Below are 15,075 nucleotides of genomic sequence, written 5' to 3' on the forward strand. Positions count from 1 at the left end.
GCTCCGCGGGAACACTGTGGGACGCTGCGCGTCCCACCTCAACCTGATTGCTGCGCAATCGGGTTGAGGCTCCGTTCGCTGCGCTCCCGGAGCTCGCGGGACTTCATCCCGCGGCCCGCCTTCCGCTGCGCTCCAGGCGGCTATGCCCGGGTCCGCTGCGCTCCCCCGGCACGGACCTTCCGGCTACGCCTCCAGTCCCTGGCCCGCTGATGCGGGCCAGGGCTAGCCATAGGGAGGTGCGGTCAAGCGGTCGCCCGCCGGGGTGCGGAATGATGCGCCGGCTTGCGCCCAGAGGCCGCCTGGAGACGGTGCAGCCACACAGAAGTAGCAGCGAGCAGGCCAGTGAAAACCACCAGGAAGAGCAGCGAGACCCACATCTGACGGCTCCCGGGATGAGTCCAACCCGTCCACAAAGCGGTAGCCGCCCACAACAGGACACCTCCCGAATAGAAGAGGCGAGTCCGGCGCAGCTGGCGTACGGCCCGCAGGGACATGAGGTATTCCATCTTCGGTGCCATACCAACCCCCTACCCCCAACCACACCCCCCACCCCAACAGAAAGACAAGAGGGATGACCGAGTCTTGAAGAACCGACAGGGAGCAGCAGGTACCCGGCGAAGCTGGAAGTGAGCTGCACTAGCGTGCTTCATTCTCGTAGGGGAGATAGACTCTGGACTCAGAGTTCACCACCTGAGAATCGACTGCAAGACTATGGGTTTCCATTCATCGACCGGACGGCATCCAGGAGAAGGCTCAAACAATGCCGACCACAAGCCACACTGACCCGCGCGAGGCAGCCCAGCGAGAAGCCACTGATGCGGTCGTGGGCGCCCTGGAGTTGCCCGCACGATCACTTGTACCGGAACGAGGACTGCGGACACAAGTGATCATGGCGACCGGGTCCGGGAAGACCCGGGTGGCGGTCCGCAGCGCGGGCTCAGGGTCTGCACCGCGTGCGCAGTGCGGCCAAGGCGGCGGTTCGGATGTGCTCATGGTGCAGCGGCTCCACGGGTCAGGGTGCCCGTATGGACGCCCTGCGGACGGGAACGGTTCAGGCTCGACGGTGACAGGCAGCGTTGGGGGAGGGAAGCCCGAGGTCATCGGACCCGAAGTGCGGGAGCGCTTTCGCATATGCCCTGACGGGTAAAGGGGTCGAACCCTAGCCTTTCTCCATGCCGGTGACACCTGATGAGCAAGCCCTTCTGAGGGCCCTGCTGCGGCACTTCGAAAGGGTGCCTTCGCTTGGCGAGCGAACCAGCACAAACTGGAGCGGATGGCATGTGCAACCGCGTAGTCCGCTGGCTGGCGACGACAAGCAGACGGATCCGTACCAGCTCTCGCACAGCGCCCACCTGGCCCTCGTCGTTGCCGTCGACCATCTTCAGGCCCTGGTGACCCTGGTGAAGGGCCCTGGGAGTGGCCGCGTGAGGGAACTGACGATCCATACTCATGCCCCCTTCGCCCTCTTGCGTGCTGCCTTGGAGAACACAGCCAGAGCTGTATGGCTCCTCGGCGCCCCTCGCCGTAGCGAGAGGGTCTGGCGCCGGTTGGTGATGCAGCTCGCCGATACGAAGAGCAACGAAGCCAAAGGTGAACTGATGGGAGCGCCATTGGACGGCGAGCCAACGCGGCAGCGAATCCTGCTGCTTCTAGGCGCCGCAGGGTTCCCCGAAGACCAGCTGTCGAAGGGCAAGCTGAGACTGCCCGGCTACGGAGCCATCGTCAACGACGCCGGCTCACGCACTTCGCTCGGCGGCGAACAGGCCGAGCTCTACTGGAGTGCGTGCAGCTCCCTCGCACACGGGGACCTGTCCGGCACGCTCGCCGTCCTGGACCGAGTGGTCACAGCCACCGATGGGCAGGTTGGCTGGGTCAGGCTCACCGGGTCCGTCCAAGCCCTGCTCGTCATCACCCGGTTCACGCTCGACATGGTGGATCACGCCTTCGATCTCTACCGCCGACGAGCCACGGCCCCTTACTGAAGGACATCCGAGGCGACCATCGAGATCGAGGATCTTCTCAAGCGGTGGTACGCCCATCTAGTGCGCACCGAGCCCATCCGGTGCGCACCACCGTCCGTCCGGTGGGCCTCCACTCGGTAGGCGGTGCGCACCGGTGCGGCCGGCGCGCGGGAGTGGTGCGCACCGACGACGCGGTGCGGTGGAGTGGGCCTGGGTGGAGTGGGCCCGGGTGAAGGCGGTGCGTTTCTCCTTGACCTGAGCCGAGGTCAAGGAGAAACGCACCGGGTGGATGCGCGGCCCCACTCCCGTCGATGGCTTCCGCTCCCACCCGGTGGGCTCCACTCGGTGAAGTGGATGACGAGCACGGTGGCGTCCACTCCCGGATGATGGACTCCACTCAGTGGAGTGGAGCCGGGCAGCGTCGGTGCGCACCACCACACCGGGTGCGCACCATCGGGTCCACTCAGTGGCCGGCCTCCCGGCCGCGGTGCGGTCCCGGATCCTGCGGGTGGTGCGCCTGCTGATCGTCCCGGCGCACCGGGTGCGGCGTCTCGGTGTCGTCGCGGCGCGTGTAGCGATTCATCGTGGAGTGGGCCCGGTCGGCCGCCTCGCTGAACGCGTCCTGGAGGTGGCGCAGGCGTTCGGCGGTGACATCAAGGGCTTCGACGTCCGTGCGCGATTCCCGCAGGGCCCGCAGCGCCGTCATGTCCAGCGCCTCGCGGCGGCCTGGCTTCTGCTCCTGGTCGTCGTGCTCGGGGTCGGCCGGCTCGGGCGCGAGCAGCTGCTCGGGCATCGCCGCCTGCTGGTGGGCGACGACGTCGTACGCCCGGCCCCGCACGGCGGCGGCCGTGGTGGTGTGCAACTTCTCCCGCACTACCGCACCGGCGAGGACGGCCCGGTCGTACTGGAGCGGGATGCGGGGGATCTCCCACTCCCCCACGTCCACGTCCACGTCCTGGCCCGGCGGCCGGGGCGCAGCCGGCTCGCCCGGGTCGGCCGGGGGGTGCCGGTCCGGGTCGGGCGCGGCGGTCGGAGATCGGCGCCGGGCGAGGAGGTCGGACAGGGCCCACCGGGCGGTGTAGAGGCGATAGCCGGCCTCCAGGCCGCGTACGGTCTTCGGCTCGCTGATGTCCAGGCAGTGAGCGGAGATGGTGGCGGCCACGACCTGGTCGTCCAGGCCGGGATCGCGGCGGCGGCCGCGCAGGACGAGGGCGAGGTGGCGGCGGGCTTCGGCGAGGAGGTGGCGGCGGTGGAATCGGGCGCCGTCGTTCATCACGAACACGGTCGCGGTGACGTCGACGGCCGCCAGGGCGACGTCGACCACGGCGGCGACCCGGGCCCGGATCGCGGCGGCTGCGGCGCGGGCGTACTCGAGGAGGGAGGTGATGACGGCGGCGGCGACACCGGAGGTGAGGTTCGCGCTCGCCTTCCACCACGCGCGCAGCTGCGCGAGCGGCCGGGCCCACTGCTTGGGCGGGTGGGTCTTGCGGGCAGCGATGGCATTCAGCTTGGCGCGGGCCCGCTCGGAGACCACGGGCAGGAACAGCGGCTCGCCGTCGTCGTCGACGGCGGTGACGTACTCGTGCTCCAGCTCGGTCAGGCAGGCGGCGATCTGGTCGCTGCGCCGGGAGGTCCAGCGGATCAGCTCGTGCGGCACCCCGGCGATCTCCATCACGGGGCGGCGTCCCGGGGTGACGGTGCGCGGCTCGGTCGCCAGCCCCAGCGCCTCGCAGACCTCGGAGGCGACCAGCTCGTTGTAGAGCGCGGAGGCCGCGACCGTGTTCTCATGCAGGGCCGTGGTGTGGATCGAGCCCCACTTCCCGTCCAGGCGCTGCCCCTTCACCGACAGCAGCAGATGGTCATGGAGCAAGGGCCGACCCGACCTCGCCTCGTAGTGGCGGAAGCGGGCGGCAACCAGACCGCCGGGCGGCCTCACCCGGTAGATGCCGTCCTTGCCGTACCGGATCACCGCCACCTCGTCCTCGATCCACTCCAGCACCCGTACGATCGCCCGCTCGTGCGCGGCCTCGATCACCCGCCGCGTCTCCTCATCCCCGAACGCCCACAGGAGGTAGATCGTCGGCTGTGGCCGGAACACGAAGTCGACCCCGGTCACCGTCACCCGGCGTCCGAGAGCGCCGGCCCGATACGCCTTCTTCGGGGAGTCGCCCGCGGCGAGCCGGTCGGCCTCGATCCGGTCCGCGTACGGATGGCGGCCCCGCTCGCCGAACAGGTTCCGCAGCTGCGCCTCGGTGACCTCCTCACCGGCGCGAGTCCGAGCGCGGCAAGGCCGCGGCCCATCCAGCGCCCGGCCGGGACACCGGTCTGCTCCTGCACGGCGCGCAGCGGCGTGCAGGCCGGGCGGCGGCCGTCGCCGACGACGGTCTCGCGCAGGTAGTAGCGGTACATCTGACCGGCCCGGATCACCCTGATATCAACTGTTATGCAGACCACGCCACACGGCCCTGACCTGCCAGAAGAGCCGATCAACAGCACGTCCCGCCAGGCGGGAGCAGCGGCTGGACTTTTCTTCTTCGGCGCCCGCCGGGCGGGAAGCGGCCCCAGGCCGGAAGCGAATGTCATCGCTCTCCGGCAGCCCTCACCTCACGCCCCAAACGACACCAACAAGCACCACTAAGCTTGTCATTTATCCAGTTCGACGCGGTTTCGTACCGACTTTGTGGTGAGCGGGACGACTGCATGCCTCGCCGGTAGCGAAAACTCTGCCCACGTCGTGCCGGGCGGCCGGGCGGCGGTTCTTCGAGCCCGGCGGCCTGCCTGGCCCCGGCCGGGAAGGTTTCGGTGCACCTGCCGGAGACCCGGTCTTCGCGTGCAGGTTTCTGAACCCTTTGCGGACGCGAGCGGGCGTCAGCCTGTTCGCCTCTGGCGGCCTCTCCCAGGGCCTGCGGAGGTCGGCGGCGAGCGGTCGGGCGAGCCGGAGCTGGGTATAGGCGGCGATCACCAGTCAGGTCCACCGGTCGGCCGCTTCCGAGCTGCGGAGCCGGGGCTTGGTCCACCGGAGGGTCTGCTTGAACAGGCGAAATGTGTGCTCGATGTCGAAACGGCGGAGGAAGGACTGCCAGCAGCGGTCAACATCCGCTTCGGCGGCGCCGGTGCCCGACCACCACAGCCAGACCGGCTTGTTGACCCCGCCGCTGGGCAGCGTCTGAACGACCAGGCGGATGACCGTGCCCTCGATGACGGGCAGCGGCCCGTCGTGGTCGAGCCATGCGGCCCGGCGGGTCAGCCGCGGGTGCAGCCGGTCCCACGCCTGCGCGGTCGCCTTCCCGTAGAGCCGGGTGTCCGTGACCGTCACGGCCTGCTCGACGCCCCAGGTCGTGGAGTCTCCGAAGACGAACTCGCCGCCGCGCTTGGGTGGCCGGCCGCCCTTTGGGTTGGCCAGGTGGAACTCCTTGCGGGAAGGCGTCAGACGCCGCATCACCCGGTCTGAACGGAGCCGGCCGAGGATCTCGACGGGCAGGTCGCCCAGCAGGTGGGCGATGCGCGGGGCGTCGTATCCGGCGTCGAGCACGACCAGGACCTCCGGGTTACCCGGCCGCCACTGGCCGGCGGCAACGAGCCGCTCGACGACCTCGCGGATCTGCACCGTGGTGACCGCGGCGACGTCGGCGCCGGGCTCCAGGCGGACCGCGTCCAGCACCGCCGTCCAGGACGTGCGACCGCTCTCCAGCGCGGCCACCACCGAGTACGGCCATCCGGGCACCATCTGATGCTTGCCCTCACCCCGGCCGAAGGTGTGGCAAAAGGCCCGGTCAGCACATGTGTTGGCGTCCGGCCGCAACCACGGCGAGACATCCACAGCCAGCACGAGCCGGCCGTCAGCCGCCCTCGGCAACGGCACCCCGGCCAGGGCCCGGCGCAACCGGGCGACGTCGATCCGGCCCTGGTTGAGTCCGCCGTACAGAGCCCCGTGCCCACGGCGGTGTTCAGGCGCGAGAGCCAGATCGACCAGCGTCCGCACCGGCCCCTCCGTGCACAGCAGCGCGTCGCACAACTCGAACAACCGTCGCCCCGCGCAGTCAGACACGCGTACAGCTCCGACCGGAAGTGTGACATTTCCGCGAACGCATCCCGCAGGACGCCCTGATGCACCAAACTCACGACCACGGCCTTCGCGCTGATCCACTCTGTGACGGAGCAAAGGATCAGACGAAGGCCACCTACACGTCCGCCGAACTACGAAAACGCCGACCAAGTTCGAGCCGCGTTCGACACCGGTTGTTAGACGACAAGGTCAGAGACTGTTCTCGAACCCGGGTCGAGCGCTGCCACGTGCGCCTCGGCCGATCGGCCATCGAGCCAGCCACATTGTGAGGGCGGGCCGGTCGACATGGAACGCTTCCTGCGCCGACTGGGCTGCCTGGAGGCCGGGCTGACCGACGCCCCTCACTACGCCCGGCACGAGGGCCTGGTCGACACCGTGGGGAAGGCCGGCCTGCTATACGAGAGCCAGTCCGAGAACGTCGCGTTCGCCCTCGGACGTAGCAATTCTGGTTCCTCAGCTGTGACGGCACCAGGTCCGCAGCAGCACGCGTCGCCCCTTCGACCTTCGCTCGATGGGCTCGTTGTCTTGGGAATTGGCGAACACGTCCACCTTCAGCTCCTGGTTCGGCACGGCGGCGGGGGCGGGTGGTCGGCGGACTCGGCCAGTTCGGGGGCGGCGAAGATGCGAGGGGTGGCGGTCGTGTAGAGGCGTCGGTCGGCGAGGATGCGCTGGGCGTCGTTGACGTTTGCCCACTTCTTGTCGGCCCGCCCCGCGATCCGGTGTGCCTCGTCCATGACCGCGAGGTCGAACGGCGGCACCGCGTACCCCGTGCGCTGGGTTTCCTGGATCTTGTTCAGGGAGTCGTAGGTGCAGATCACCGTCAAAGCGGGGATGTCATCCTCCCCTCCCCCAGTCGCGGCCCGCGGTGTCCAGGAAGGAGATGATCACCATGTGCTCCAGGTGACCGTCGCGGCGCCAGGCCAGCTTCGTCTGCGCCGCCAGGTCCAGGGTGGGGATCACGAACAGCCCCAGCCGCGCGTCGAGTTCGTCTGCGATGCGGATCGACACCAGCGTCTTGCCGGTGCCCGTCGCCGACACGAACAGCGCCCGCGTTCCGGCGCGCCGCAGGTGCCGTGCCAGCCGCTCGACCGCCTCGGCCTGGTCGGGAAAGAGCCGCGCGGGCTCAGAGCGGCGGCCGAGGCGCGGCAGTTCCACCACAGTCATGTCAGCTCTTCTTTCGAGTCAGTGGCCCAGTAGTCGCGGCGGGGCAGTTCGACCTACGCATCGGGCGGTCCGGTCACGGTGCGCCTGTCGGTCGAGCGCAGGCCTGTGGAGGCGCAGGCATAGGCGACGGCGTTGTGCCGGTAGAGGTAGGAGGCCAGCACTTGCGCGAAGGTGTCGTTCTCGTCGAGTCCTCCGCCGGGGGCAGGTCTGAGCCCTCGATGATTCCGTTGCGGGTGATGCTGCCCTGGTTGCCGCTCTTGGGATTGGCGTAGAGCCGTAGCAGAGGGTGTTGGCGGACAATCGGGTCAGCACGCCCGTCCTCTCCGTCGCGTATCCCCAGGGGGCTGGGTGACCACGTAGCCGCCCGGCACGGATGTCACGGCGACGACGTGCAGGTTCTCATCCATGTCGAGCAGAAAGGGCATCGGGGAGAGCTGTGGCAGCAGGAGCCTTACGGACCGTGCCGCTAGCCAGGGAACTGACCTCGTCGCTGATCAGCCGGGCCGCGGACCGCTACGGCCTGCCGGCTCCCGGGTGCTGCGGCTGTGGGCGTGCCGCAACTCCGCCGCCGGCAACGACGCCGGCGGCGTGCAGGCCGGCGCCGAGGTCGTCCTCAACGAGGCCGGACGGGCTGTGCTCGCCGAACTGTGCGGGATTCAGCCGGCGGTGCTGGCGCACGCGCTGCCCGCGTTAACCGTGGACGACCCCAAGATCAGCACCGGCCGGGAGGCCGCCCTCGCGCAGGCCTTGTGGCAGGCGGCTGGCGCGGTGGCGGGCGAAGCGGCGTCGCCTGCCGGTCGTGCCGTATCGACACCCCACGACATCCTCACCTGCCCCTGCCCCTGCCCCTGCCCCTGCCCCTGCCCCTGCCCCTGCCCCTGCCCCTGCCCCTGGGATCTTCGGCCACTTTCACGCGCGAATCGGACCTTCACGCAGGTGAGCTCGGGGGCTCAGTTTCCCACAGTGGCCGAAACCCACACGGTCACGTCCAATGCAACGCGGGAAGGCGCCAGCCCCTGAACCACTCGATGCTCTTCCCTACCCGGATGTCGATATTCCACCTCTAGCCCGCCTTCTTCTATCAAAGCAATCACCACATACCAGTCATTATGCGGATCGCGAGACTGCACCGTAATGAATGAATTATCCGGAATATGAAGATCGGCAATCATGTCAAATAGCAGATCCTCAGACATTCCATCGAAGGTCACCCCGTCCTCAGACTGGACGAAATATGAGGCCTCATTAGCCAACATCGCTTCTCCCAATAGACATAACAGGTCTCACCTTACCCGCCATTTCTAATTTTACCCGCCGTCGCGATCGGCAAAAAATCTGCCGCCAGTCACGTACTGCAGATCCTTCTGCCATGACTGCTCCGACTTAACCGACCCTCTATGAGGCTCCAGATTCAGCGGCCCGGGATGCCGCGAGGTCATATACCACTCGGCATCATATGCATCCTTCCAGGAGTCGTAATTTTTAACTATTTGCATACGAGTACCATTCTCATACTCACTGTTCTTGTATCTACCGACAGGATCCTTCGATATGCCCCACTTAAGGAGCTTACCTGTACGAGGTTGCACAAGAGCATAGAGTGAGGTTTGACCCCGGTCAGGAAGACGCCCAGAAATGGGTTTTCCGGTTTTGGGGAATCCACGAAAGCGTCTTGCGCTTGGCTTACTCGCACTACCCACTCTGGACCCAAAGAACGCAGCTAGCGCACTGGGTACTAGATACGAGTCGCTTTCAATGTCGTAACCCTTACCGGCGACCCATTTATCATAATCTTCACCGTATGTACAGTTGTCTACGTCGCGACATTCACGGTCGACGATTGCACCAATATATTCGGACGTATGCACGAGGGGACTGATCAGCCCGAGGAAGAATTCACCTCCTGCTTTGGAGTCTGCAGGACCAGGGCGGTAGGCATCCATGGTCCCGCATCCCAGCGTAGGAAAGCATTGCCCCAGGTTCAGGCTTCGCCCGTTGCCACTAGTGTGTCCGGAGGAAGTGGTGGGCGCAGTACCACCGCGACCGCCACCCCCACCGCCGCCACCGCCATAGCCGCTTCCGCCATTAGCTTCGTGGCCGTCGTTCCCATGCTTGGGGCAGGCCGGATCGCTTCCGCCACACTTCAAGCCGAGGCCGCTGGGATCAGCGTTGCTCAGCGGATTTTGCGCTCCGTAGCTGTAGCCGTTGAGGGTCTGGTGGACCTCGGTTTGGAGGAGCGGGTCGACGCTGAGGAACTGCCCGGTGCTCGGGTCATATTCGCGGGCGCCCACGTGGGTCAGGCCGGTCGCAGTGTCTGCCGGCTTACCCAGGAATGCCTTGTCGTCGGGCCAGTTGGTGGTCTTCTCGCCACGGGGGGCGCCGAAGGGCGTGGTGTAGCGCTTGGTGGTGGCGTAGGTGGTGGCGTAGGTGGTGGCGTCCAGAGCGAGGCTGGCTGTTCCGTGGTGGTCGGCGGCCAGGAAGTTGAGCTTCGTTCCTGATGTGCCGGCTGTGGCCGTGCGAACGGCGATGGTCTGGCCGTTGGCCGTGTAGTAGCGGCTGCCGGAGAGGGTCTTGGCGGTGCCCTTTGCCGTGAGGCGGACCTCGGTTGCGCCGAGGTAGAGAACCGTGTCGCCGTCACCCTTGGCGCGGCGGATGAGGAGTTCGCCGTCTGCGTCGTACAAGTAGTCCGTCTGCGCCGGGCCCTCTGTCGTCCGGGCGAGTTTGCCCTCGGTGTTCCAGGTGAGGGTCTGCTGGGCGCTGCCGTCGGGGCGGGAGGTGGTGTTGCCGGTCTTGTCGTAGGTGTAAGTCTGGGTCTTGCCGACTGTTTCGGTCTTGACCAGCGGGTGGGGCTGGTTCAGGTCGGTGCGGTAGGTGTAGTCGGTGGTCTTGTCACCCGTGCCGGCGTGCTGGGTTTCCTTTTTGCGCTGGCCGGACTCGTTGTAGGTGTAGCTGGTCCAGTACGGGGCTGCGCCGTCGATGTTGGAGGTGGTGCGGCCCGTGGTGGCGCAGTCGGCGGTTTTGGGGGTCCAGGCCTCCGTGAGGCGGCGGTGGCCGTCGTAGGTGAAGCACTGGTGGTCGGGCTTGGCGGTGCCGCCCTGGATGGTGGCGTCGAAGATGGAGGTGACGTTGCCGGCGTCGTCCTGGGCGTACTTCAGCTCCTGCGGCATGAAGCCGTGGACGTCGTCGGTGACGTAGGAGCGGGTCAGACGGCGGGTGCCCGGTTCGTAGTCATAGTTCAGGTAAGCCTTCTTGGCTGAACTGGCATCACTCGTGCCCAATGTCTGCTGGCGCAGGTCGCCTTGTGGGGAGTGCACGGCGTTCAGGAGGTAGCCGTTGGTGCCCACCGATTTGGTCTGGTGGCCGGTGGCGTTGTAGGTGTAGCTGACCGTTTCCGCTGCCAGGCCTGCGACCGCGGGCTGGGAGGCCTGGCTGATGGTGCCGTCCAGGCGGTAACCGGTAGTGAAGGCGAACGACTTGGGTACACCCGCCTTTACGAGCGGGTCGTCGTCGGGCAGTGTCAGCTGGTTGCCCATGGCCTGGTAGAGACTGTCGTACTGGGTGACCTTCTGTGTGTACACCTTGCCGCTCGTGCCGCCGTCATAGCGGACGGCCGTGTCCTGCTGTCCCTTGGCGAGGGTGTCGAAGGTCCAGGCGGCGAGCTTGTTGGCATCGGTCTTGTCGGTCTGCCACAGACCCGTCTTGCGGTTCAGGTCGTCGTACTCGGTGAGGAGCTTGTTGTCTTCCTCGTCCGTGGTGGTGACGGGCCTGTCGAGGGAGTCGTAGGTGGTGCGGGTCGTGCCCTTGTCCGGGTCGTCGGCAGCGACCAGGCGGCCGAACAGGTCATAGTTGTAAGACCACTTGGCCTCGTCAGGGCCTGTGACGGTCTTCTGCTCGCCTGCGGAGGTATAGGTGTAGTCGGTGGTGGTGAAGTCGGTACCGGTGGGCTGCGGGCCACCGTATTCGCGGCGCTGTGTCAGCTGGCCCAGGGCGTTGGTGACTTCCGCGGTGGCCTGGCCGCCGGTGGGGGCGCTGGTGGTCACCGTGTCGCCGGTGTAGGTGCTGTGGGTGGTCCAGCGGGTGACGCCGTAGTTCTTGGTGACTGCCTTGGTGGCGCGGCCTGCTCCGTCGTAGGTCGTGTCGGTCTGGACGGGGGCCTGGCTGCCCTCGGTCTGTGCGACAGAGGCGGACGGCGGGGAGGTGTTGTCCCAGATGTCACCTTGCGCGCTGACGGCCAGTCCGCGGTCGTCGTAGAGCGTCAGCGAGACGAGCCGGCCGCCGACTGGGGTCGGGGTCTGAGTCTGACGGGTGCGCAGCAAGGAGTCGTAGAACTCGTAGGTGGTGTTGTAGCCGGAGCCGTCACCCTGGAGTGTGCCGGTGGACACCCAGGAGAGGTCCTTGCTGGTGACCTTGTAGTCGTAGACGTAGTTGGGTGTCTTGTTCAGCGTCCTGGAGCGGTTGGGCAGCCAGACCTTGGTGACCCGGCCCAGGCTGTCGTACTCGGTCTCGGTGACCTTCTCGTTCGGGTCGGTGACCTTCACCGGCGCACCGGTCGCGAAATCGAGGGTGGTGGTGACCTTGTGCTGCTTGGAGTTCGTGACGGTGCTGGAGGTCAGTGGGCCGGCAGCGGTCGGGGTGTAGGTGGTGGTTGCTGTGGTCAGGTCGTTGGTGTCCTTGATCACCAGCGGGCGGCCCAGGGCGTCGTAGCTCGTAGTCGCCGTCTTCTGCCAGATGGGATTGTTGTTGGTGGTGTAGGCCTTGGCGCGCCCGGTCCAGGTGGCCTCGCCCTTCGTCGGTACCTGGGAGGGCGACCAGGTGGTGGCCTGTGGATTGTCATACACGGTGGCCGTGTCGGCGATCACGTCACCGGGTTTGCCGGAGTCGGCCGGCAGGTCCAGGTCCGGGCCGGTGACTGCGCACGTCTTGGCGACGGTGCGGGTGCGGGCGACCAGGGAGTTGATGCTGACGTCTTTGTCGTTGTTGCGCGCGTACCAGGTGCGGGTGCAGGTCTCGTCGCCCGGGATGGCGTCGTCGCCGTTGTCCTCGACGGTTTCGGCCATGCCGAAGTCGTCGTAGGTGGTCTTGGTGGTGCGGATGCGGTCGCGGGGCGTCGCAGTGCTGGTGATGTTGGTGCGGGCCTGGCTGGCAGCGGTGCGGACGTAGTAGGCCTCGGTGTCCGCATACGACTTGTGCTGGGTGGCCGTCTGCTTCGACCAGGGGTCGTTGATGGTGCCGGACACCTCGGTGTCGCCGTTGTAGGTGACGCTTTCGCGGGTGAAGCCGGCGTACTGGTCGGAGTCGGTGATGTCCGCGGCCTTGATGCCGGTCATCTTGACGCTCTTGCGTTTGTCCGGGTCGGGCGTCTTGTTGTCCGTGCCGAGGACACGGTCGCCGTTCATGCCGCGCAGGTAGACGCTGACCTCTTTGAGCTGAGCGCTGTCCTTGTCACCGGTGAGGTGGGTGACCTTGCCGAAGCCGCGCCAGATCGACCAGGTGCGTTCCTTGGCGGGGGTCATGGGGTCGTCGTTGTAGTGCCAGGCGCCACCCCCGGAGTATTGATACGTGTGCTGGACGGCTTCCGAGCCACCCCGTGGGTCGGTGGTGGAGACTGCGGTGACCGGGTACTTGTGGAACCAGTCCAGCATCGGTGTCTTCTCGCCGTTGGGCGACCAGTACACCGGGTAACAGCGCCGGGTGTTCTCGTCCACCTTGGGCTTGGCCTGCCCGGCCACGCAGTCCGCTGTGGCGTAGGAGACGATCGTCTGTGCGCCGGCCTCAGAGGTGATGGTGTACAGGCGGGGTTTGTCGAGCGAAATGATGTCGTCAGTTGATCCGTCGACCCGGTTGGGCAAGGACACATGGCTGAAGCTGACCGGATCCAGGTTGAGGTCGGTGCCGCGCTTGCCGGTGTGCTTGATTTCCTCCAGCCACAGCGCCTGATCATGCGAGTCACCAGTGTCACCGGGGTCGAGGTATCTCTGTTGGAGTGACCATGAATCGACGGCAGCGAAGCCGGGGGTGGCAGCGGCTACGTCCCAGGCATAGGTGGTGATGCCCGTCATGCGTTTGCGGGTGAAGAAGGCAGGGCCGACGTTACCTGTGCACTTGTCGCCGTCCTTGCAGACGGTATCGAAGGGCACATCGGGCCAGTTGTTGCGTGTGTCCTTTGTCAGCTCGTCGCAGCCGGTCCCTGAAGCATCACAGCGCTCGGCATAGGTGAAGGTGACCTTGTTGGAGGCGGCTGGCTTGCCGGAGAACAGGGCGCCCGCGCGCTGGCCGTAGCGCATTTCCTTGAGGTAGCCGCCCCGGGTGTAATCGGTACCGATGGTGTCGTCGCCGAGTTTGTCGTAGTTATTGTGTTCGGCCCGGTACCAGTACGTCATGGCATTGGCGTGGGTGTCCTGGACCAGGTCGAGATTCCACCGCCAGGCCTGCTTCTTGTCCCGGCCGGAGAAGGATGAGCCGTCCTTGTAGCCAGGCTCGTCCTCGTCGTCACCGAACACCGGCACGGTCCACACCGATTCGGTGCGCTCATCGGCGCCTGCGCCTTCCAGCTTGTTCAGGCCGAAGGTGTAGGTGGTGCCCTCCCCGGTAGTGACGGTCCAGTACTCACCGTCGTCGTCACCGTTGTCGGCGCCGGTGTGGCGGGTGACCGTGGACGCGTCGTCGTTCTTCAGGCGCCACGTGCCGCTTGTGTCGTCCTTGACCAGCTCGGTGGCCTGGCCGTTCAGGACCAGAGAGGCGTTGTCGTACTTCCAGCACAGGTCGTACTTCTTGTCCTGGCCGTCATCGTCGCAAGAGCCGTACTTGCGCTCGATGTAGGAGGAGGTGAGGTCAAAACCCTCGCCGATCGCGGTGCCCTGATTGTTGGTGTTGGCGGTACGGCCGTCCACGCTGCCGGAGTCGTAGGAGATCGACAGGTCAGGCTTAGGGCCCGCCGCGGCGGGCGGGGTGCGCAGCGGGTAGGACCAGGTGAAGGTTCCCGAGGAGCCGCCGGCCTCCCAGGTAGAGGAGGAGGCCAGTGGGGTGGCCTTGTAGTCACCGGAACCGGACTTAGTGCCTGCCGCCAGGGCCAGCACCATGGTTCGGCTTTCGGCTGTGCCGCTCTTGGCTGCGGTGGGGAAGGTGAGCGGTGCGGTGAGCTGCTCCTCCTTGCGGTGGTTGGTGAATTTCAGTGGAGTGCGGGTGCGGCAGGCCGTCTTGGCAGGGGCGTTGAGGGCGCAGGCCGGCAGACGCAGTAGCTGCAGGCGGCCGGCCCAGTCACCGCCGTAGGCGGAGGCGAAGGCCTTATAGCTCAGCCCGAGTTGGGCCGCGCCGCCGTTTTTGGGGCCTGTGGCGGCGAGTGCGATGCCCTTGATACCGAGCTTCTTGGTCTCCTGCTGGTCCAGGACACGGACCTGGACCCGGTCGAGGCTAGGTATCCGTTTTCTATTCTTGGCTTGGTGTGGTGTGGTGAGGGTGAGCGGCAGGGTCCCTGGTCTCGCTGTCGCCTTCCCTTTTCTGGACAGCGTCAGGGTGGCTTTGCCGCTCTTGGGCCAGGTGACGGTGCGGCGTTGTTCGGCGTGGGCACGGTCGGCTGCGGCTTTGTCTGCCGCAGCGGCATTCGCCACTGCCTTGGCCGTCTTCTTGTTCACCTTCGCGGTGAACGGTGTGACCTTGGATGCGCGTGGTGCGTCCAGCTTGGGCTTGCCCAGCGGGTCGGTGCCGTCGGCGGACGCGACCGGGCTCAGCAGGCCCGGCAGGAGCGCGAAGCCGGTCACCGCCGCGATCCGGCGCGTCCGGAGCGCAGCCGGGGTCCGGGGGCGCGCGGAGAGTCTGTGGGGGTCGCGCGTCCAGGGCAGGCCGAAGGCAGGAAGGTTCATCACGCATCTCCTTGCGTGCGGCCAC

General features: G+C 66.8%; 6 protein-coding genes and 1 pseudogene. 1 reads left to right on the forward strand and 6 read right to left on the reverse strand.

Features of this window, described 5'->3' with window-relative positions:
- The first annotated feature begins 1,172 nt into the window (after positions 1 to 1,172).
- Positions 1,173 to 1,982: a hypothetical protein gene (locus ABZ385_RS15840; RefSeq protein ID WP_358911746.1), complete on the forward strand. Its 810-nt coding sequence runs from the start codon at positions 1,173 to 1,175 to the stop codon at positions 1,980 to 1,982.
- A gap of 442 nt (positions 1,983 to 2,424) precedes the next feature.
- On the opposite strand, the gene mobF is transcribed toward ABZ385_RS15840, so the two are convergent.
- From mobF to ABZ385_RS15870, 6 genes and pseudogenes are all read right to left on the reverse strand, one after another.
- The gene (gene mobF, locus ABZ385_RS15845) at positions 2,425 to 4,317 is read right to left on the reverse strand and encodes a MobF family relaxase (protein WP_358911940.1); all 1,893 of its coding nucleotides are present in this window, start codon (positions 4,315 to 4,317) and stop codon (positions 2,425 to 2,427) included.
- A gap of 291 nt (positions 4,318 to 4,608) precedes the next feature.
- Positions 4,609 to 6,038: pseudogene (locus ABZ385_RS15850) on the reverse strand (NF041680 family putative transposase).
- A gap of 540 nt (positions 6,039 to 6,578) precedes the next feature.
- Positions 6,579 to 6,845, reverse strand: a complete 267-nt coding sequence (locus tag ABZ385_RS15855) for a DEAD/DEAH box helicase family protein (protein WP_358911942.1) — start codon at positions 6,843 to 6,845, stop codon at positions 6,579 to 6,581.
- A gap of 16 nt (positions 6,846 to 6,861) precedes the next feature.
- A complete protein-coding gene (locus tag ABZ385_RS15860) occupies positions 6,862 to 7,191 on the reverse strand; it encodes a DEAD/DEAH box helicase family protein (protein WP_358911748.1) in 330 nt (109 codons plus the stop codon).
- 950 nt (positions 7,192 to 8,141) lie between these two features.
- Entirely contained in the window at positions 8,142 to 8,387 is a 246-nt protein-coding gene (locus tag ABZ385_RS15865; protein ID WP_358911750.1) for a hypothetical protein, read from the reverse strand.
- A 111-nt stretch (positions 8,388 to 8,498) separates the two neighbouring features.
- Positions 8,499 to 15,050 (reverse strand): RHS repeat-associated core domain-containing protein, encoded by a 6,552-nt coding sequence (locus ABZ385_RS15870; RefSeq protein WP_358911752.1) that lies wholly within the window; start codon positions 15,048 to 15,050, stop codon positions 8,499 to 8,501.
- Positions 15,051 to 15,075: the final 25 nt, after the last annotated feature.

The organism is Streptomyces sp. NPDC005898, assembly GCF_040629635.1.
Taxonomy (GTDB): Bacteria; Actinomycetota; Actinomycetes; order Streptomycetales; family Streptomycetaceae; genus Streptomyces.